The sequence below is a fragment of the Rothia sp. LK2492 genome (genome assembly GCF_040946345.1).
Lineage (GTDB): Bacteria > Actinomycetota > Actinomycetes > Actinomycetales > Micrococcaceae > Rothia > Rothia endophytica.
Genome location: NZ_JAYWLX010000004.1, coordinates 204093 through 225329, shown reverse-complemented (window position 1 = coordinate 225329; position 21237 = coordinate 204093). Strand labels below are relative to the sequence as shown.

The window sequence follows — 21237 nt, the reverse complement described above, 5'->3', positions numbered from 1 at the left end:
TTTTCTGCACCCCTAGCCTGCTTCTCCAGTCGGAAAACCAGTATCAACCCCAGAGATCACTCATCCCTTGGCACCGTTCGGCGGGAGGCTAGGGCTCCAAACCGGGCGCGAGACGGTGGGGCCCGCCTGTTGTACAAGGTAGCCCATGCTCCTCGCTCAGGCAAGCACCCACCGTCCTGCTAACCCCGGCGGCTTCTGCCGTCACGTGCGTAGCATTACCGTTATGTGAGCAAAAATAGTTCATAAACGGCCACCACGCGTACCATTGACTAAACCGGAAAATCAGCCGGTAAGTATCACAACGGTATTGGAGAAGTTCAATGAGCCTGATTGTCCAAAAGTTTGGTGGGTCTTCTGTCGCGAATGCAGACGGCATTAAACGCGTAGCCCGCCGCATCGTGGACACCCAGAAGGCTGGCAATGACGTCGTTGTGGTTGTGTCGGCGATGGGCGACACCACCGATGACCTTCTAGATGTGGCAGAGGAAGTCACCGGCAGGGCGCCCGGCCCCTCTCGTGAACTCGATATGCTGCTGACCGCCGGTGAGCGCATCTCCATGTCGGTGCTGGCAATGGCAGTGAATTCTCTGGGCGCTAAAGCACAGTCCTTCACCGGCTCACAGGCTGGCATGATTACTGACGGGGTGCACGGCTCTGCACGTCTGGTCGAGGTCAACCCCAACCGCATCCAAACCTCGATTTCTCAAGGCAACATCGCTATTGTTGCTGGCTTCCAGGGGATGAACCGGCAGACCGGGGACATTACCACCCTGGGCCGCGGCGGATCCGACACCACTGCCGTCGCACTAGCTGCCGCTATGGACGCTGATGTCTGCGAAATCTACACCGACGTGGACGGCGTCTACTCAGCAGACCCCCGTGTGGTCCCATCAGCCCGTAAACTGGACACTGTCACCAGTGAAGAGATGCTTGAGCTAGCAGCTAACGGCGCTAAGATTTTGCACCTGCGCTCCGTGGAATACGCCCGCCGTTTCAACTTGAAACTGCACGTGCGCTCCTCTTTCTCTCAGAATGAGGGCACCATCGTCATCCCCGATAACCCCGAAGAATTTGAGTTTGAAAACCTAAAGGAGATCCCCTTGGAACAGCCACTGATTTCTGGTGTCACCCATGACCGTAGCCAGGCTAAGGTCACCGTTGTTGGTGTTCCCGATGTGCCCGGTTCGGCGGCTAAGGTCTTTGGGCTGCTCAACGAGTCCAACGTCAACCTGGACATGATCGTGCAGAACGTTTCCACCGATCGCTCTGATGTCACTGATATTTCCTTCACCTGTGACCAGGCGCAGGGCGGCAAAGCCGTTGAGGTGCTAACCAACCACAAGGCTGAGCTTGGTTTTGAAGAGATCAAGTACAACGATTCCATTGGCAAGCTCTCCCTGGTGGGCGCAGGCATGAAGGCTAACCCCGGTGTTTCCTTCGCTTTCTTTGATGCCCTACGTGAAGCCGGGGTGAACATCGAGATGATTTCAACCTCCGAAATCCGCATCTCGGTCATCACTGATATCGATAACCTTGATGAAGCTGTACGCGCTGTGCACACCGCTTTCGGTCTGGACGCTGAGCAGGAAGCCACCGTTTACGGCGGCACCGGCCGCTAGGGTTTAGAGACCTGCACCAGTAGCCCGTGTGGCTGGCGCTTCTGCTAGCTACACGGGTTTTTTGTACCTCGGTAGAATGGTGCCCATGCAGATTCTCCCAGCGCAGCAGTGGCAGGTTTTAGAGCGAGCGCACCAGGAGCGTTCCGGGCGCTATGCCTTGCCCTTTGCTCAGCGGCGGGAGCGGGGCGAGAAGCACCCGGTAGAAGACTTTCTCTTCACTTACTACACCCTCAAGCCCGGTCAGTTCATGCGCTGGCACCCGGGCGCCGACGTCATCTTGCTGGACGCCGCCAGCCGCGCTGACTGGAAGTTTTACCGCCCTGCCACCGAGGCTGAATTGCTCGCCGGCGGGTTAGATGCGGGCGAGGCAGCTCGCCTAGCCAGCGAGGGCACCGCAATGACCGTTGATCTTGATGCATTCGCCGCTCAACGCGCCTCGGCTGTTGACTTCACCCGCATCATCCTGGGCAAAACAGCCGCCCAGCCCGGCTTCTTTGGCTGCTTTGGTCTGCACGAATGGGCCATGGCCTACAAGTCGGTTGAGAACAACATCCGCCACGACTACCTTGACTTGCGCCTAGGAGCCGACGGCACCGATGCGGTGGTTGAAAGCCACAATATTCGCTGCACCCACTTTGATGCTTTCCGTTTCTTCATGCCGCAGGCGCGCCCACTCAATGAGCTGCAACCTACCCGTGAAACCCAGCGTGACATGGAGCAACCTGCCTGCCTGCACGCCAACATGGATGTCTATAAGTGGGCCTACAAGCTCTTGCCGCTCATTAGTTCAGAGCTTTTGATGGACTGCTTTGACCTGGCCTGGGAGATACGGGAGCTGGATATGAAAGCAGCACCCTATGATCTTCAGAGCTGGGGCTATGAGCCGGTCAAGATTGAAACCGCCGAGGGTAAGCTGGCTTATACCCGCACCCAGCGTGCCTTTGCTGCAAGATCGGTGCAGCTGCGTCAGCAGCTTCTTGCTCAGCTGAACGCCGCACTGCCAGCCTCTGCAGACCGGCCAGCGGTCTAGTCCCCGGGCGCCCTGGCCGCCGTCATCCTAGTAAAAGGAGAAACCCATGACCGAACTAAATATTATGCAGGTAGCCCAGCAGCTGGGTGTTAACGAGTACTCGGTGCTGAGCTGGGTAGAAGAAGGCGGGCTCACCCCTGTGGAGGGTAAGCCCGGTCTTTGGTTCACTCCTGAGGAGGTAGAGCGTTTTGCTGCTGTGTTGACGAACCGCACCACTGAATCGCGTGATTCCTTGCAGGGTTTCAAGAAGCTTTATTAGCCCTCATGTTGAGCAGGGCCTTTTGCTGAGATTTGGCCAGTAGTTGTCATATCCATCGTGGTGAAGATAGCGCCCACTTTCACGACGGTACTGACGCCTAAATATGGGCCGGTCTTTTCATCAACCGTTGGGGTGAACCAGAAAGCAAAAGCAATTCCGTTCACATACTGAGTAGCACCTTCCTACGGACGGCTCGACTCGCACCCCTAGAGGACTAGGCACCATCTTTACTGTGTAAAATGAGACCTGGCTCTATATAGATTCCAGCACCCAAGGAGTGCCCATTCATGGCCCGTATTGTTGTTGATGTTATGCTCAAGCCCGAAATCCTAGACCCCCAGGGTAAGGCTATTGCGAACGAGCTTCCCCGCATCGGATTGTCGAATTTTACCGACGTCCGTCAGGGCAAGCGTTTTGAGCTCACCGTTGAGGGCGCAGTGACCGAGGAGCTTCTAGCTCAGGCACGTCAGGCCGCTGAAGAGCTGCTCTCTAACCCCGTGATTGAAGACGTTGTGAACGTCGAAGCTCTGGAGGACTAAGACCTATGGCAGAGTCACTTGCAGCTCACGAAGTGCCCCTGGTGGGGGACTTCTCACAAGACACCCCCGATGACGCTCTAGCAGGTGTGCGCGTCGGTGTTATCACTTTCCCCGGCACTCTGGATGACCGCGACGCAAGCCGCGCCGTCCGCTTAGCCGGTGGCACACCCGTACCGCTGTGGCACGATGAGGCAAACCTCCACGATGTAGATGCCGTTATTGTCCCCGGCGGTTTTTCGTATGGTGATTACCTGCGTGCCGGCGCTATTGCCGCCAAGGCAGCGGTCATGAGCAAGGTGGTAGAGGCCGCTCAGGCAAGCGAAAACCCCCTGCCCGTGCTGGGCATCTGCAACGGTTTCCAGATTCTGACCGAAACCCACCTGCTGCCCGGTTCAATGATTAAGAATGATCACCGCAAGTTCATCTGCCGTGATCAGACCCTGCGCATTGAGAACAACCAGACCTTCTGGACTAGTGATTTTGAGGCTGGGCAGGATATCGTCGTGCCCCTGAAGAACCAGGACGGCCAGTACGTCGCTGATGCTAAGACTCTTAAAGCACTTGAAGCTGAGAACCGCGTAGTCTTCCGCTATGTTGATGTGAACCCCAACGGGTCGCGCAACGATATTGCCGGAATCTCCAATGAGCGCGGCAATGTGGTTGGCCTGATGCCTCACCCCGAGCACGCTGTGGAGCCTGGCTTTGGCCCCTCGTCCTCAGGTTTTGGCACCGTTGACCTGCGCGGTGGCGCAGACGGTCTTGGCGTCTTCACCTCTGTTCTCAACAAGCTCGTGGGCGCCTAAGCGCTGGTTTCTAAAGGATTTATGTACTAATGAGCGAAAAGAAGTTTAACCTCGACACCGTTGAGCACGCCGCTGCTACTCCCAATACCGAGCTGCCCTGGGCTGAGCTGGGCCTCAAGGAGAACGAGTTTGAGGACGTCAAGAAGATTCTAGGGCGACGCCCCACCGCCGCTGAGCTGGCCATGTACTCGGTCATGTGGTCGGAGCACTGCTCCTACAAGTCCTCCAAGGTGCACCTCAAGCAGTTCGGCGCCAAGGTCACCGACGAGATGAAGAAGGACCTGATGGTGGGCATCGGCGAGAACGCCGGCGTGACTAACATCGGTAACGGCTGGGCCGTTACCTTCAAGATTGAGTCCCACAACCACCCTTCCTACGTTGAGCCCTACCAGGGTGCAGCAACCGGCGTGGGCGGTATCGTGCGTGACATCATCTCCATGGGTGCACGCCCCGTGGCCGTCATGGATCCCCTGCGTTTCGGTGCCATTGACCACCCCGACACCGCCCGCGTCCTGCCCGGCGTTGTTTCCGGTGTGGGCGGCTACGGCAACTCCCTGGGCCTGCCCAACATCGGCGGCGAAGTTGAGTTCGACGAGTGTTACCAGGCCAATCCCCTAGTCAACGCCCTGGCTGTTGGCATTATGCGCCACGAGGACATCCGCACCGCTAACGCTTCGGGCACCGGCAACAAGGTCATTCTCTTCGGCGCCCGCACCGGTGGCGACGGTATTGGCGGTGCTTCAGTTCTGGCATCAGAGTCCTTCGACGACACCAAGCCCTCCAAGCGCCCCGCCGTTCAGGTGGGCGACCCCTTCGCTGAGAAGGTGCTGATTGAGTGCTGCCTAGAGCTTTTCAAGAACTCCATCGTTGAGGGCATTCAGGACCTCGGTGCCGCGGGTATATCCTGCGCAACTTCCGAGCTGGCCTCTAACGGTGACGGCGGTATGCACGTTGATCTCACCAAGGTTCTGTTGCGTGATCCCACCCTGACCCCGGGCGAGATTCTCATGTCTGAGTCCCAGGAGCGCATGATGGCCGTCGTAACTCCCGAGAACCTAAGCCGCTTCGAAGACATCATGAAGAAGTGGGATGTTGAATACTCCATTCTGGGTGAGGTTACCGGTTCCGGTCGCCTGACCATCGAGTGGCAGGGCGAGATTATCGTGGACGTTGACCCCAAGACTGTCGCCCACGACGGCCCCACCTACGAACGCCCCTACGCCCGCCCCGAGTGGCAGGACGGGCTGCAGGCCGATAAGTTCACCGGCTCCGATGCGGACGATGCCCGCCCCATCGGCGCTGAACTGGGCGAGGCCATCAAGGTCTTCATGGCCGCCCCCAACATGTGCTCCAAGTCCTGGATCACCAACCAGTACGACCGCTACGTCCAGGGCAACACCGCCCTGTCTATGCCCGATGATTCTGGCGTGATTCGTGTGGATGAAGAGACCGGCTTGGGTGTTGCCCTGGCTACCGATGCCAACCCCCGCTTCACCAAGCTGGACCCTTACGAGGGTGCACGTGCGTCCCTGGCTGAGGCCTACCGCAACGTCGCTACAGTAGGTGCCCGTCCCGTAGCTGTCTCTGACTGCCTGAACTTTGGTTCCCCCGAGGATCCAGATGTCATGTGGCAGTTCGCTGAGGCTGTTCGCGGTATTGCCGATGGTTGTATGGAGCTAGGTGTGCCCGTGACCGGCGGTAACGTTTCGCTCTATAACCAGACCGGCAATCAGGCCATTAACCCCACCCCCGTAGTTGCCATGATGGGTGTCATGGATGACGTCACGCGCCGCACCCCCTCAGGGTGGGCTCCGGAGCACGACGGTCAGGCTATCTACCTGCTGGGCACCACCGCTGATGAGCTGGATGGTTCTGAGTGGGCCCGCTACAAGGGTCACCTGGGCGGTCTGCCCCCCAAGGTTGATCTGGCTGCTGAGAAGCTGCTGGGCGACATGCTGGTGAACATGAGCCGTGACGGCATGATTGATGCCGCTCACGACGTTTCAGCAGGTGGCCTAGCGGCTGCCCTATCTGAGGCGTGCCTGCGCTTTGGCGTGGGTGCCCGCGTGGGTCTGGGTGAGGTTGCCGAGCGTGACGGTATCGACCTCTTCACTCTGCTCTTCTCAGAGTCCCTGGGTCGCGTAGTTGTATCCGTACCCCGTTCCGAGGAAGTTCGCTTCAAAGACATGTGCACCGCCCGCGACTACCCTTTCGCCCGCATTGGCGTAGTGGACGCTGAGTCCAACGCTCTGGCAATCCAGGGCGAGGCTGACATCAACCTGGACGAGCTGCGTGAAGCCCACGAGGGCACCCTAGCCCGCCACTTCGGCGAGGTTGCCCCCAGCTAGCCGCTAGCTACACGGCATAAGGACGCCCGCCCCCGCTTTGAAAGCTAGGGCAGGCGTCCTTCCCTCATCTCACCAGCTTCTGGCCCATCAAAATGCTGGCAGGAACGTCATACGATGGAGCGGCCGATAGTTTCATGGGCCGGTCTCTATCCCCGGACGAGGGGTGAGCAGGGCGGAATTCATACTCTCGGCTGAGGTGCCCTACGTTTCTATCCCGCTAGGCTAGTAGGGTATGGCACTTGTTGCCTCGTCCCTCTGCCCAAGGAGCTCCTATGTCTCACACCGCGTCTACCCACCGCGTGAATGTGAGTGTCCCTCCAGACAGCGTCCTTGAAGTCGGTGGGCTGAACAATCAGCAGGTGGCTGAGCGTCAGATCGCTGGGCTGGTCAACACGCAGAATAATGCGACCTCCCGCTCCACTGCCACCATCATTCGCAGCCACCTTTTCACCATGTTTAACCTGGTGCTGGGTCTCTGTGGTCTGGCCGTGATTCTGGTGGGGTCCTGGCTTGATACGCTCTTTCTCTTAGCTGCTATTGCCAACGTGGTTATCGGTTTTACCCAGGAGTTCTCTGCTAAGCGCCAGCTCGACCGCATTGCCCTGCTACGCCGCGACCCGGCTACCGCCCTACGCGATGGCAAGCTGGTACCGGTTGGCCTCGATGAGCTGGTTCTCGATGACGTAGTTCTGCTCAAGCGCGGGGATCAGGTCCCTGCCGATGCTGTGGTACTCACCAGCGACGGGCTGGATCTCGATGAATCCCTGCTGACCGGTGAAAACGACCCCGTGGGTAAGCAGCCGGGGGACGGCGTCCTGTCGGCCTCCTCTGTGATTGGCGGCTCGGGTAGGGTGCGACTAACGGCAGTGGGGGCGGCCTCCCGTGCCGCTAAGATTACAGCCGAAGCCCGCCAGTTCACCACCATTCATTCGGAGCTTCGCACGGGTATGGAGCGGGTGGTCACCTGGATTACCTGGGCGCTGGTTCCCATTATCGCGATTGTGCTCAACGGCCAGATGCAGGCCGCTGGCGGCTGGCAGCTGGCCCTTGATTCTGGCGCCTGGCGTGATGCCCTGATCACCTCTGTATCATCGGTGGCTGCCATGATTCCCCAGGGTCTAGCTCTGATGACCACGATTTCCTTTGCGGTGGCCTCAGTCAAGCTGGCCCGCACCGAGGTACTGATTCAGGAGCAGCCCGCCGTTGAGATGCTGGCCCGCGTAGATACCGTCTGCTTTGACAAGACCGGTACGCTGACCGAGGGCGGTGTTGCCTTCAACAGCGTTCTACCACTTGACCTTTCACCGGGTGAGGATGTCGGCACCCGGCTCACAGCAGAAGGGCAGAGCATCAGCGTTCCCGGCACGGTGACGGGTTGGCAGGGTGCTCTAGCCTGGTTTGGCGCTGACGAGAATGCGAACCCCACCGCTGCCGCCCTGCACCCCGCTTTCGGTGAAGTACCTGCACTGGCAGCAACCGGCACCCTACCCTTTTCCTCTGCCCTTCGCTTTTCTGCTGTGGAGTTCACCGGTACCGGCGCTTGGGTGCTGGGAGCGCCAGAAGCTCTGCTCCCGGTCGAGCACCCGGCTAGGCAAACAGCTGAACACCTAGCCACCAGTGGCTTGCGTACTATGGTGCTTGCACATGCACCCGCGCTCGCCCGCGAGGAGGGCAAGGTAAGCCCGGTGCTCCCGTCTCAGCTAACACCCCAGCTTTTTGTGACCTTCCGTGAGCAGGTACGCGCAGAGGCTCCCGCTACCCTCGCCTACTTTAGGGAGCAGGGCATTGATCTGAAGGTTTTCTCCGGCGACAACCCCCGGACCGTGGCCGCTGCTGCTCGTCTGGCAGGTATGGATGTCACCTCCGGCGCCGTTGATGCCTCTGCACTGCCTGAAACCGGTGAAAAGTTAGCACAAGCAGCCATAAACAACAGCGTCTTTGGCAGAGTCTCACCCGAGCAGAAGAAAAATATGGTGCTGGCTTTGAAATCTCAAGGGCGCACTGTTGCCATGACGGGTGACGGCATTAATGATGCTCTAGCTTTGAAATATGCCGATTTAGGCATAGCTATGGGCAACGCTGCCCCTGCCACCAAGGCAGTTTCGCGTTTGATTCTATTGGATGGCAGGTTCGACCGTCTGCCGGGAGTGCTTGCCGAGGGTCGCAAAATTATCGCCAACATCGAGCGGGTCACCAATCTCTTCCTCACCAAGACCACCTTTGCCATCCTTTTGGGCATTACCCTGGGTCTACTGTGCTGGAACTTCCCCTTCCTCCCGCGCCAGTACTCCACCGCTGACTTGCTCATTGTGGGCGGTCCTGCCTTCCTCTTGACCATGCTGCCCAACACACGCCACTACGTCAGCGGCTTCTTGCAACGCGCTCTACACTTCGCGCTCCCCGCAGCGCTGGTGATTACCTGCGTGTTGGTCTTCGTCAATGGCTATGGCAGAACCCAGGGCGAGAGCACGATGCACCTACAGACAGCGACCTTCAGTGCACTGGCGCTGATGGGCATCTACAACATCAGCACCGTCCTGCGTCCCTTCAAGCTGGTGGGACTAGCTATTGTGGGTGGCATGTATGCAGGCCTGATTCTAGTTCTCTTGCTACCCCCTTCGCTCTGGTACCACCAATTCTCCATGCCTCAGGGGACATATTTACTGGCAACACTAGCTTCTGCCGTTCTGGGGTGCTTCTTGCTGGAAGTTAACCTGCGTTTACACAGGGCATGGCTACGTGCCAAGCACCCAGAAGCAGTGGAAGCCGCAGATAAAGCTCAGATACACTAGTCACATCGAATCAGGATACAAGCAGGTCTAGTCACCGCCCACTCTGCCACGTGGGGCGTTCTTTCCACCCGAAAAATAGGCTTGCACACCGCCCATAAGCGGAGTATCGTTTTATGCGAATGGGGCTCACACCTCAGAAAAACTTCATTTCAATCATCAGGATTGTTACTGGTTAAGCAGGCAAGACCTGGGTTGTTTACAACTCTTTAGACCATCGGTGTATCTCCACCGAAGTTCAAGATGAAGAGCACAGCTCTACTTCCTTGTGGGGCGGGAGAAAGTAAACAGCTCAGGTCTTTTTGGTGTTAAAAAGCCACCTCACCTTTGCCGTTGAAAGCAGTAGCCAGTAGCAACCCGCACCTCACACGAAGGAAAAATCCGTGAATAACTCACAGATTGGCGAGAGCATCCTCGAGGGCCTGGGCGGCCCCGAGAACATCTCTCACTTCACGCACTGCGCCACACGCCTGCGTGTCACCCCTCAGTCCAATGCGGCTATCGATAAGACCAAAATTGAGAAGATCCCCGGCGTCCTCTCTATCATTGAGCAGTCCGGCCAGACACAGGTTGTTCTGGGCGATAAGGTTGAGGGTGTCTACAACGAGATGCTCAAGCTCCCCGGCATGAGTAATGTAGGCGGCGGCACTGTGGACGCTAACACTGAGCATGAGGGCAACAAGCCCGGCATCCTCACCCGCGTCTTTGATGTCCTGTCTGATTCCTTCCGCCCCCTCCTCTGGGCGCTGCTGGGTACCTCGATGATCCTTACCCTGATTGTCTTCTTGCAGCAGTTTGGTTTCTTCGGTCAGTACACCGACCTCACCGGCCAGGTTGTCAACATTGACATCGTAAACGGCCCCCGCCTGTCAGACCCCGAAGCTGCAGCTGCCATGCTTAACGAGTGGCGTGCCGCTTTCCCCTTCTGGTTCATTCTGCTGGCAGCTTCCCTCTCGGTCCTACAGTTCATGCCTATCATGATTGGTGCAACCGCTGCTAAGCGTCTGGGCGCTAACATGTGGGTTGGTGCGGCTATCCCCGCTGCTCTGATGACCGGCACCTTCCAGGGCTTCCAGGACATCGCCGTTGACGGTGTTGTTCAGGTTCCCTTCTTCGGTCTAGAGATCCCGCTCTACGTCTTCAACTACACCGGTCAGATCTTCCCGCCGCTCTTCGCTGCTGCCCTGCTGGCTCCCCTTGAGCGCTTCCTCAAGAAGGTCATCCCCACCATGCTGCACATGGTCTTTGTCCCCATGATTTCTGTGATGATCCTGGTTCCCCTGACTGCTTTCGTGGTTGGCCCCATCGGCATCCGCTTCGCACTAGGTATTTCGGACGTCATTGGTAACGTCAACGAAGTGGCCCCCTGGCTCGTCGGTGGTCTGATCGCCGGTCTGTACCTCTTCATGGTTCCCCTGGGTCTGCACTGGCCGCTGAACGCCGTCATGATTAACAACCTGCAGACTATGGGCACCGACTTCATCCAGTCTCCTATGGGCGCTTACAACTTTGCAGTCTTTGGCCTAGTCACCGGTGTTGCTATCCGCGCTAAGAACAACAAGGAACTGCGCCAGACCGCTACTGGCGCTGCCGCATCCGGTCTGCTGGGCGGTATCTCTGAGCCCTCCCTCTACGGTGTGGTTCTGCGTTACAAGCGCGTCTTCCCCCTGATTCTGGTCCCCGCTATCATCGGTGGTGCGACCATCTCAGCACTGGGTGTTAAGTCCTACGCTTTCGCTTTCACCTCATTGCTCTCCATCCCCGCTATGCAGCCCTCAGCGCTTTACGCTATCGGTCTTGCTATCGCCTTCTTCGGCGCTCTGGCTGGTGTGCTGGTCTTCGGTTACGAGTCAAAGACTCAGCGCGCTGAGTCTGATGCGGCCCGTGCTGCAGCCGTTTCAACCGCTGACACCACCGAGTCTGCGGTAGCTCCCGCAGCTACTCCTGCCACTTCTGTTGCTGCGCCTGCCGCTGCTGCTACTGTCGGGGCCGCAACCTCAGCTGCCGCAGCTCCCTGGGCTAGCGATTCAGAAACTGAAATAGTTCTGGGTGCTCCCCTTGAAGGACGCGCTATTCCGCTGTCTGAGGTTCCCGATCCCATCTTCGCCGCAGCAAAGCTGGGCAAGGGTGCGGCTATTGAACCTACCGGTAACACCGTGGTGGCTCCTGCTGCAGGTAAGGTCACCGCAACCATGTCATCGGGTCACGCTGTTGGCCTCAAGCTGGATAGCGGCGTTGAGTTGCTGATTCACGTGGGTATTGACACCGTGAACCTGGCTGGCAAGGGCTTCGATGTGAAGGTTGAGAAGGGCCAGCAGGTTGCCGCAGGCGATGTGCTACTTACCTTTGATCCGGCTATTATCACCGAAGCCGGCTACCCGCTGGTTACCCCCGTGCTGGTCACTAACACCGTGAAGTTTGAGGACGTCACCGGTGAGGTTGGCCCGGTTGCTCTGGGTGATACTCTGCTAAAAATCACCACTAAGTAACCCGACCCTTTAGGTATAACCTCAAAAGAAGGGGGCCGCACCATGATGGTGCGGCCCCCTTCTTTTGATGGAGTTACAGCTTATCTACCTACGCCTAGAGCTTTAGTACCATATGCACGTGGTCGATCCCGGCCTCCAGGTAGTTCTCCCCCACCTGCTTGAACCCTGCGGCTCCGTAGTAACGGTCCTTGAGATAGGCCTGAGCGCTGATAGAGATGCGTTGAGCCTCTGTGGTGGTGCGTACCCAGTCGATGGCGGCACCCAAAAGCTCACTACCCAAGCCCGTGCCGCGGGCATCGGGGTGAACCGCAACTCGCCCCATCGACCAGGCACCAGGATCAAGAGGGTGGGAATCATCAGAAAAAACACCCAGGTCAAAGAGGCGAAGATAGGCGAGCACCTCACCTGCCTCGTTAGCGTGAAAGAAGTGCAAAGCTTGCCGGTCAGCCCGGTCAATCTCGTTTTCCTCGGTAATCTTTTGCCCCACCACAAAGACCAAGCCTCGCAGCAGATATATCTCGTTGAGCTCTTCGAGGGTGAGCTCTTTAAAAGTCTTGAGAACAAACATGCAAACCAGCCTATATGCAGGCCACCGGGCTGTCAGCTACACCAAGTGAAGGTTTGGGAGCTATACCAGATATTGATACTAACAGGCTATTGTTAAGTTTTTTTAAATACTGGTCAGTAGCAAAACTGGTGTGACGTGCGGGTTTACTCAAAAAATCCTATCCCTTACAAACACACATCAAGTTTTTCAAGAGAATTTTCGATTTTTGTACTTTCCACAGGAAACTATGGTCTAAGATTTAGGAAACTAAAAGTGTTACCCACCACACCTTTACCACTACCCCGGTAGGTCAAAAGGTGGCCCGTCGTCCGTGGTGGATGCCGTTGGGCGGGTATCCCTAGCCACCATCCTTATTCCCTTTACCCAAGGAGACACCTCATGCGTAAGACCCGCATCACTTCAGCTCTGAGCCTCTCAGCAGTCGCAGCCCTGGCTCTCTCAGCCTGCGCTAGCACCGATTCAGGTTCATCAGCTTCCGGCGATTCTTCAGCCGACTCATCAAAGTCAGCTTCCATCGCTATCACCAACGTCTTCTCCACGCTGAACCCCGCGACTGCCGGGGGCAACTCTGACACCGGTGGCATCATTACAGCTATGACTAGCCGGGGCTTCTACACCGTCACCGATGAGTTCGATATTCGCCACAACGACTGGTTCGGTTCATACGACATGACCGAAGAGGGCGAAGGCATGAAGGTCGCGTACAAGGTCAACGATGACCAGAAGTGGTCCGACGGTAACGACATCGATAAGGGTGACCTCCTGCTTGCCTGGGCTGTCCAGTCCGGCTACTTCAACGGTGAAGGTGAAGACGGCGTTACCTACTTTGACTGGGCTGGCGAAACCGCGGGCCTGTCTGAGGCCGGCAAGCCCGAGGTTGGCGAGGACGGTCGCAGCATCACCTTTAATTACCCCCAGGCTTTTGCTGACTGGGAAATTGCCTACGATGTGGCTGGCAACAGCTACGGCACTCCTGCCCACGTTGTAGCTGAACTAGCTGGACTGGACGAGGACACCCTGGTGGAAACCCTCGAGAATGCTACCCCCGGTGAAGAGAACGAAAACCTGCAGAAGATTGCAGATGCATGGAACACCGGCTTCAAGACCACCACCATGCCAGAGAATGAAGCACTTACCGTGGGCAACGGCCCCTACCTGGTTACCGATGTGGTCGAGAACCAGTCCATCACTCTGACCGCTAACGAGAATTACCAGGGTGACACCAAGCCCGCCATCGGTGAAGTTGTACTGCGCGTCAACGGTGACGCTTCCGCCCAGGTCCAGGCTCTGAAGAACGGCGAAGTTGACGCTGTAGCTCCCCAGCCATCAGTAGACACCGTCTCACAGCTGCAGGAGCTGGAGAACACCACCACCACCGTTCAGCCTGACCAGTCCTACGATCACCTGGATCTCAACATGGTCTCCGGCGGCGTCTTTGAAGACAAGGACGTCCGTGAAGCCTTCCTGCTGACCGTTCCCCGTCAGCAGATTGTAGACAGCCTCATCAAGCCCATGGACCCCGAGGCTGAAGTACTCAACTCCCAGCTCTACGTAGTCTCAGATACCGAGAACTACGATGATGCCGTCTCCAAGAACAACTCGGATATGTACCCGAGCGATGATATTGATGCCAACATCGAGAAGGCTAAGGAACTGCTGGACGGCAAGACCCCCACCGTGCGCATCCTCTACAACACTGCCAACCCCAACCGCGTCAACTCCTTCGCCATGATTCAGGAATCAGCTTCTAAGGCTGGCTTCGACGTGGTAGACGCAGGCTCCGAGCAGTGGTCATCCTTGCTGCCCACCGGTAAGGATGGTGGCTACGACGCTTCCATCTTCGGCTGGGTTTCCAGCGGTGTAGGTAACTCAGCTCTAGGCCAGATTTTCAAGGCAGGTTCATCATCCAACTTCACCAGCTACTCCAACGATGTCGTCAACGCTAACGCTGACGAGATTATGAAGACAGTTGATGAGACCAAGATTGAGGATCTGAAGAAGGAAGCCGATGGCGAGATCTTCAAGGACGCCTACGGCCTGCCCCTCTTCCAGTCCATCGCGGTTACTTCCTACAACAGCGACCTGACCGGCGTGAAGCCCAAGCCCGGCCAGCAGCCCCTGACCTGGAACATTGAAGAATGGGACTTGGCAGAATAATCCCTGCCGCCCTCCTCACGCCACATCTATCCATGTGGATTGCATGGGTCACTTGGCGCGGACGCTCAGTAGCGTCCGCGCCTTCTGGCTGTTCTACAGGGCCCCTTCTTTAGCGAATTTCCCCTAACCCTTTCAGGATTCATCATGTTCATGTATTCAGTGAGGCGTTTGATCACCGCGGTCTTTATTCTTTTCGGTGCATCCTTCCTCATTTATAACCTCGTAGCTATCGCGGGCGATCCCCTCGAAGAGCTGCGCACCAGCCAGTCACCCAATAAAGACGCTCTTATTGCTCAGCGCATCGCGCTCCTCGATTTGGACACCCCAGCCCCCCTGCGCTATTTCAAATGGATGGGCGGCATCCTGGGGTGCTTCGCGGGTAAGTGTGACTTCGGCTCCAACATTGCCGGTACACCGGTCACTCAGTTGCTCTCTAACGCAATTCTGCAGACCCTTACCTTGGTTGTTGCCTCCACCATCCTTGCAATCCTGATTGGTATCAGCCTGGGCATCGTCTCAGCACTGCGCCAGTACTCAGGCCTTGATTACACCATCACCTTCCTCAGCTTCCTCTTCTTCTCTCTGCCCTCCTTCTGGATTGCAGTGCTGCTCAAGGAGTTCCTGGCTATTGGCTTTAACAACTTCTTGAGAAACCCAACGGTTACGATACCGACCACGCTGATTATCGCTGCGCTAGCAGGTCTCTTCTGGTACTCAGCCTCCTTCGGGAAGCAGAAGACCCGCTACCTCATGGGTGTGTTGGGCTTCGTGCTCACCGCCGGGCTCATTATCTTCGTTTCAGCCACTGAATGGCTGAGCAACCCCTTCCTGGGTATTCCCTTCCTGCTGCCGCTTGGCGTCATTGCTGCCCTGCTCTTCACCGTTTTAGTCTCGGGTATGCGCAACCGCCGAGCCCTGGGTGCTGGTCTCACCATGGTCGTCGTTGGTCTTGCGATCTACTTCCCCATTCAGAGCCTCCTCAACCAAGCAACCTTCCTCATGGTCGTCATCATCGCAGTGGCCATGATGCTGGTGGGCTGGGTAGTTGGTCTTCTCTGGGGCGGCTACGATAAGGGCCAGGGCGCCCGCGTGGGTATGCTCTCCGGCCTCGCCATGGCTCTGCTGATTATTGTCGACCGCTTCATGCAGGCCTGGCCCGACTACGTGGGCAACAGCCGCATTAAGGGACGCCCCATCCCCACCGCTAACGCTTCAACCCCCAACCTGCAGGGCGACTTCTGGATTCTAAGCACCGACACGCTCACCCACATCCTGCTGCCCACCGTAGCCCTCACCCTGATCTCCTTGGCAGCCTACTCACGCTACTCGCGTGCGTCCATGCTGGAAATCATGAACCAGGACTACATCCGTACCGCTCGCGCTAAGGGTGTCTCCGAGCGCACCGTGGTGATGAAGCACGCCTTCCGCAACGCTCTGATTCCCCTGGCAACCATCATCGCCATGGATATCGGAAGTATCATCGGCGGCGCAGCCATCACCGAGCGTATCTTCGCCTTCAAGGGCATGGGTACCCTCTTCCTTGATTCGCTGGCGCACACCGACCCCAACCCCGTCATGGGCGTCTTCTTGGTCACCGGTATCATGGCGCTCGTCTTCAACCTGGTTGCTGACCTTCTCTACTCAGCACTCGATCCGCGCGTGAGGGTGAAAGCATAATGAGCACCAAAAACACCAACGGCTCCGTATCAGCCGATAAGGAACCCACCACCGAAACTACCGCCCTGCGCTCGATCGAAACTAACGTTGATATCCGTGCCCAAGAGTCCGTGGGTAAAACCCAGGGACAGATTGTGCGCAAGCGCTTCTTCCAGAACACCGGTGCTGTAGCCTCGGTTTTCGTCATTATCGCGATTCTGCTGCTAGCGCTGACCTCTATTGGCGTGGGCCCCATCCCCGGCTGGTGGGGCTACAACCACACCGAAATGCAGCCCGTGCTCAACGGCGGCGCACCCAATGCCACCCACTGGTTCGGGCAGGACGCCACCGGTCGTGACCTCTTCGCCATGACCATGCGCGGCACTCAGAACACCGTGCTGGTAGTTCTGCTGATTACCAGCATCGCTGCCATGCTGGGTGTGCTCTTCGGCGGCCTAGCTGGCTACTACCGCGGCTGGGTTGAAGCGGTCATCATGCGCTTTACCGACATGGTTATCATCATCCCGCTCATCCTGCTCACCGCCGTGCTGGGTAAGCTCGCAGGTAGCTACTTCAACGGTATCTGGAACACCATCATGTTCGGTATCGTGGTTGGTCTGCTCTTCTGGTCTTCACTCGCTCGTTTGGTCCGCGCTGAGTTCCTGACCCTGCGCGAGCGTGAGTTTGTGGACGCTGCCCGTCTGGCCGGTGCATCAGATATGCGCATCATCTTCAAGCACATCCTGCCCAACGCCATCGGCGTAGTAACCGTGAACGTATCGCTGATGATGAGCACCGCTATCCTCACCGAAACTGCCCTGTCTTACCTGGGCTTCGGCATCAAGGCACCGGACTGGTCACTGGGCTCCATCATCTCAGCCAACCAGGCAGCCTTCGCTACCCGCCCCTGGCTCTTCTGGTTCCCCGGCCTCTTCATCCTGACCCTGTCACTGGCCATCAACTTCGTGGGCGATGGCCTGCGCGATGCCTTTGACCCACGTCAGAAGAAGTTCAACCCCAAGAAGGCTACCGAACGCACCGCTCACTCCGCCGAAAACGGTGTGGGTATCGACGGTTTTGCCGCACCGGCAACTGCTGGCCTGGTCAGGGTGGACACCTCTGTTGCCGCTGAAGTTGATCGCCCCGAAAGCTCACGCACCTCGGACTCCATCAACCAGGACCTTGACCCGCAGAACCCTCACGACGACAAGCGTCCGCCCCAGGGCTAACCCAGGGCTACATCAAAGCGGTGGCGGGCCGCCCCCCGGACCACCCGCCACCGCTGATAAGAACTTCACGTGATAACTACATAGAGAAGCAGAACCCGTGCCCTGGTGCTAGATCATCAACCCGATGACAGCGAGCACCAGCAGCACAGCAAAGAGAACGCTACCCGCAAGGTCAGCCTTAGAACGGCAGACGGCCGGAACACCTGCAAGAGCATTGGCTTCCACCTGCTCCTGCCAGTAGCCGCGAATCATCAGAGCCACCGACCCCGCCAGGGAGTTCGGTAAATCAGAGGTTCGCACCGCGCCACCCTCACCGTAGGTAATGGAAGGCAAGCGCTCAAGGTCAGCCGGGCGAGCCCGGCGGGAAGCTACCATGCCACCGGCAGGAATACCAAAGGCCTGGTAACGCTTCTGAGCAGTCACCAGGGTCAGGTTATACCGGGTTGATACATCAATCAGCGCCGCATAATTCACGGTGTGGGTCCAAAAAGGATTCACTACTGTGATGTCTTCCTCCCCCACCACCAGATGCGACCGCCCCAGGGTGTACCAGATAGCGTAGGCCAAAAAAATCAGCGACCAACCCCGCGTCACCACCGCGGATAAACCACTGCTGAAGGCCAACGCAACCAGCACGCTCACCGCCACTAGCACGGCAAAGCCGGTGTACCAGGGGCCGCTCTTAGCCCGGAAAACAACCGGTGGGTTCTGCAAATACTGAGACTTCATAGTCTCGTATTCTTCCAGATATAGCTATCACAGCATAAAACGACAAACCTCCTCACACCACGAACAAGAGTTGGGAAAACCAGTGAACACTCCAAACGTACAAGCGACCGGCTCACAGCCCGTGCTGAAGGTTCGCGACCTCAGCGTTGACTTCGGCGTCGACCGCCAGTGGGTGCCCGCAGCCATCGGTCTTGACTACGAGGTCCACGCCGGCGAAGTTCTCGCCATCGTCGGTGAATCAGGCTCCGGCAAATCAGTCTCATCCATGGGCACCATCGGACTGCTGCCCAAGAACGCCCGCGTCACCGGCTCTGTCCAGCTCAACGGCCGCGAGCTGGTGGGTCTCTCTAACACCGACCTGCTCTCGGTACGCGGTGAAGAAGTCGCCGTGATCTTCCAGGAGCCCATGACCGCCATGAACCCGGTCATGACCGTCGGCGACCAGATCGTTGAAACCCTACGCCTGCACAAAGACATTGCTCCCGCCCAGGCGAAAGAAGAAGCTATCAAGATGCTGGAAATGGTTGAAATGCCGGATCCCATCAAGGCCTTCAACTCCTACCCCCACCAGATGTCTGGCGGCCAGCGTCAGCGCGCCATGATCGCCCAGTCCCTCTCAACCAACCCCAAATTGCTGATTGCGGATGAACCCACCACCGCTCTCGACGTGACCGTTCAGGCTGAGATTCTGCAGCTCATGCGCAACCTGCAGAAGAAGCTGAACTCAGCCATCATTCTGATTACCCACGATATGGGCGTCGTTGCCGACCTCGCCGACCGTGTAGCTGTCATGCGCCGCGGCGAAATTGTTGAAACCGGCGAAATTCACGAGGTCTTTAACAACCCCCAGCACGAATACACCCAGGCGCTGCTCAGCGCCGTGCTGCACCTGGGCGGCGAAGAAATCGACGTCAACGCCGCCATCAATGACGCTGCAGAACAAAACCGCCCCGCCACCGAAATACTCAAAAAGGTAGCGCCAGCCCGCAGCGGCGAGGTCATCCTCTCCCTCAAGGACGTTGCCCTGGAATACCCCAAGCAGGGCCGTGTAGGGCCCTTCCGCGCCGTCACCGGCGCCACCCTTGAAATCCGTGCCGGTGAAGTACTAGGCCTGGTGGGTGAATCAGGCTCCGGTAAATCCACCATCGGCCGCGCCACCGTAGGCTTCCTGGACGTCGCCGAAGGTGAACTGTCCGTCTGCGGCGTGAACATGACCAAGCCCTCCCGCAAGAACCTCGCCCAGGTACGCAAGGACGTCGGTATGGTCTTCCAGGACCCCTCATCCTCCCTCAACCCCCGCCTGCCCATCGGCGAATCCATCGGCGAACCCATGATGCTCGCCGGCGTCGCCAAGGGTGCCGAGCTGCAAAAGCGCATCGAAGAACTCCTGGACCGCGTGGAGCTCCCCCGCTCCTACCGCAACCGCTACCCCCACGAGCTCTCCGGCGGTCAGAAACAGCGCGTAGGCATCGCCCGCGCCCTATCGCTCAAACCCAAGCTGCTGATTGCCGACGAACCCACCTCTGCGCTGGACGTCTCCGTGCAGGCGCGCGTCCTTGAACTCTTCCAAGAACTCCAAGCCGAAATGGGCTTCGCCTGCCTCTTCGTCACCCACGACCTCGCCGTCATCGACGCCCTGGCCGATCGCATCGCCGTGATGCGCCGCGGTGAAATCGTAGAGCAAGGCCCTCGCGAGCAGATTCTGCGTCACCCCCGCGAGGTCTACACCCAGCGCCTGCTGGCCGCTGTGCCCCTCCCTGATCCCGACGCTCAGGCCCAGCGCCGCGAGCTCCGCGCCAAGTTGCTCGAAGAAACCGGCGCCGTCGTCAGCTAAAGGCGCACAAAAAGTAAATTCCGCGTAGCTGACCCTCTCGCCCGGTTCGCTTCGCTCACAAGGCGATTCACGCCAGCCCCGACCAGCTACGCGGAATTTATTTCTTGTGCTGAGGGATGTAGGTGGACCCTACCTCAGCGTTTAAAAAGAAGTGACCGGATCTTTACACATTGTAAAGATCCGGTCACTTCTTATTAAGCAGGAGAAGCTAGTTCATTTTGTTGCGCCAGTCGGCATCCTTGCCGGCGCGGGTGTCACGCAAGGCCTGCAGGTTTTGCGCAATAAGGCTCTCAGGGTCTACAGGGCGGCCGCCAGCAGAGTGCGGCGTAATCACAATGTTCTTAGCAGCCCAGAGCGGGTTATCAGCAGGCAGGGGTTCAGTCACCGCTACATCGATACCAGCCCCAGCAATACTGCCCTCATTGAGAGCAGCGACCAGGTCAGCTTCATTAACGGTAGGGCCGCGGCCCACGTTGATGATGTAAGCGCGGGTAGGCAACTTAGCCAGACGCGCGGCATTCAAAGCGTTCTGCGTAGCTTCAGAATTGGGCAGAATCATCACGAGGATGTCGGTCTCGGGCAGAACGCTATCGATATCCTCGGTAGCAATTACGGGGAAGCCTTCACGCTCACCGGCGGTGGTCGCCACACCGGTCACCTGAGCGCCGAACGTCTGGAAAAGGCGGGCCGTAGTAGTGCCAATAGAGCCAAAGCCCCAGATGGTGACCTTGGCATCCAGCAGGGTGGTGACCTGGTCAGCGGGGTGAAGCTCCTGCGCCCCGCCCAGTTCCCCAGCCCAGTTGCTGCGGTCTTGGTGCTCTGCCAGGGTCGGCAAGAAGCGAACAAAGTTCAGGGTCAGCGCCAGAGCATGCTCCGCCACGGTCTTGGAGTGAAGACCGATCCCCGAGGTAATAACAGCCTCCTGACGGAAGCCCGCTGCGCGTGCCTGATCCGGGCCAGCTAGAAGCGACTGAACCAGCTCCACCTGTTCAAGGTGAGCGGCGGCGTCCTTTAGCTGTTCATTAGTGTTAGCCCAAGAAATCAGCACATCAGCGTCATAGTGTTCAGCGTCAATGTTCACGGTAGGGTCATAGGACACCACGGTGTCTTCCGCCTCAAGACCCAGGCGGGACTCATCCAGGGTGACAGAGGTAGGAACAAGAATTTTCACGAAATCTCCTCAAAAGC

At 58.0% G+C, this 21237-nt stretch carries 16 protein-coding genes; 12 read left to right on the top strand and 4 right to left on the bottom strand.

The features are described 5' to 3' along the window. Window positions 1-320 precede the first annotated feature (320 nt). The 3 genes from VVR27_RS06500 (at window position 321) to VVR27_RS06490 (ending at window position 2908) form a co-directional block, all read left to right on the top strand. Window positions 321-1619, top strand: coding sequence for an aspartate kinase (locus VVR27_RS06500; protein ID WP_368547635.1), 1299 nt, complete (start codon window positions 321-323; stop codon window positions 1617-1619). Window positions 1620-1704: 85 nt separating this feature from the next. Beyond that, window positions 1705-2649: a 3-methyladenine DNA glycosylase gene (locus VVR27_RS06495; protein WP_368547634.1), complete on the top strand. Its 945-nt coding sequence runs from the start codon at window positions 1705-1707 to the stop codon at window positions 2647-2649. Between the two features lie 46 nt (window positions 2650-2695). Beyond that, entirely contained in the window at window positions 2696-2908 is a 213-nt protein-coding gene (locus VVR27_RS06490) for a MerR family transcriptional regulator (protein WP_346872644.1), read from the top strand. Here the strand turns inward: VVR27_RS06490 and VVR27_RS06485 are convergent. Beyond that, window positions 2905-3072 (bottom strand): hypothetical protein, encoded by a 168-nt coding sequence (locus VVR27_RS06485; protein ID WP_346872643.1) that lies wholly within the window; start codon window positions 3070-3072, stop codon window positions 2905-2907. The genes VVR27_RS06490 and VVR27_RS06485 overlap by 4 nt on opposite strands. A gap of 123 nt (window positions 3073-3195) precedes the next feature. Between VVR27_RS06485 and purS the strand changes: the two genes are divergently transcribed. The 5 genes from purS to VVR27_RS06460 all read left to right on the top strand — a co-directional run bounded on the left by purS (window position 3196) and on the right by VVR27_RS06460 (window position 11876). Then, window positions 3196-3447 (top strand): phosphoribosylformylglycinamidine synthase subunit PurS, encoded by a 252-nt coding sequence (gene purS / locus VVR27_RS06480; RefSeq protein ID WP_237203285.1) that lies wholly within the window; start codon window positions 3196-3198, stop codon window positions 3445-3447. Window positions 3448-3452: 5 nt separating this feature from the next. Further along, a complete protein-coding gene (gene purQ, locus VVR27_RS06475) occupies window positions 3453-4250 on the top strand; it encodes a phosphoribosylformylglycinamidine synthase subunit PurQ (protein ID WP_368547633.1) in 798 nt (265 codons plus the stop codon). A gap of 29 nt (window positions 4251-4279) precedes the next feature. Then, window positions 4280-6598: a phosphoribosylformylglycinamidine synthase subunit PurL gene (purL, locus tag VVR27_RS06470; protein WP_368547632.1), complete on the top strand. Its 2319-nt coding sequence runs from the start codon at window positions 4280-4282 to the stop codon at window positions 6596-6598. 272 nt (window positions 6599-6870) lie between these two features. Next, entirely contained in the window at window positions 6871-9390 is a 2520-nt protein-coding gene (locus VVR27_RS06465; protein WP_368547631.1) for an HAD-IC family P-type ATPase, read from the top strand. Window positions 9391-9770: 380 nt separating this feature from the next. Further along, on the top strand, window positions 9771-11876 hold the full coding sequence (locus tag VVR27_RS06460; RefSeq protein WP_368547630.1) for a glucose PTS transporter subunit IIA: 2106 nt from the start codon (window positions 9771-9773) through the stop codon (window positions 11874-11876). Window positions 11877-11970: 94 nt separating this feature from the next. Here the strand turns inward: VVR27_RS06460 and VVR27_RS06455 are convergent, their stop codons facing one another. Further along, window positions 11971-12444, bottom strand: a complete 474-nt coding sequence (locus VVR27_RS06455; RefSeq protein ID WP_368547629.1) for a GNAT family N-acetyltransferase — start codon at window positions 12442-12444, stop codon at window positions 11971-11973. Between the two features lie 378 nt (window positions 12445-12822). Here VVR27_RS06455 and VVR27_RS06450 point away from each other — a divergent pair, with 378 nt between their 5' ends. The 3 genes from VVR27_RS06450 to VVR27_RS06440 all read left to right on the top strand — a co-directional run bounded on the left by VVR27_RS06450 (window position 12823) and on the right by VVR27_RS06440 (window position 17486). Then, the gene (locus VVR27_RS06450) at window positions 12823-14601 is read left to right on the top strand and encodes an ABC transporter family substrate-binding protein (protein WP_368547628.1); all 1779 of its coding nucleotides are present in this window, start codon (window positions 12823-12825) and stop codon (window positions 14599-14601) included. A 144-nt stretch (window positions 14602-14745) separates the two neighbouring features. Continuing rightward, window positions 14746-16278: an ABC transporter permease subunit gene (locus tag VVR27_RS06445; RefSeq protein ID WP_368547627.1), complete on the top strand. Its 1533-nt coding sequence runs from the start codon at window positions 14746-14748 to the stop codon at window positions 16276-16278. Continuing rightward, window positions 16278-17486: an ABC transporter permease gene (locus tag VVR27_RS06440; RefSeq protein WP_368547626.1), complete on the top strand. Its 1209-nt coding sequence runs from the start codon at window positions 16278-16280 to the stop codon at window positions 17484-17486. The genes VVR27_RS06445 and VVR27_RS06440 overlap by 1 nt, the downstream gene beginning before the upstream one ends. A 108-nt stretch (window positions 17487-17594) precedes the next feature. On the opposite strand, the gene VVR27_RS06435 is transcribed toward VVR27_RS06440, so the two are convergent. Then, window positions 17595-18215: a PH domain-containing protein gene (locus VVR27_RS06435; protein WP_368547625.1), complete on the bottom strand. Its 621-nt coding sequence runs from the start codon at window positions 18213-18215 to the stop codon at window positions 17595-17597. Between the two features lie 82 nt (window positions 18216-18297). On the opposite strand from VVR27_RS06435, the gene VVR27_RS06430 reads away from it, so the two are divergent. Further along, a complete protein-coding gene (locus VVR27_RS06430; protein ID WP_346872633.1) occupies window positions 18298-20049 on the top strand; it encodes an ABC transporter ATP-binding protein in 1752 nt (583 codons plus the stop codon). 208 nt (window positions 20050-20257) lie between these two features. On the opposite strand, the gene VVR27_RS06425 is transcribed toward VVR27_RS06430, so the two are convergent. Beyond that, complete coding sequence (locus VVR27_RS06425; RefSeq protein WP_368547624.1) at window positions 20258-21220, bottom strand: NAD(P)-dependent oxidoreductase; 963 nt, start codon at window positions 21218-21220, stop codon at window positions 20258-20260. Window positions 21221-21237: the final 17 nt, after the last annotated feature.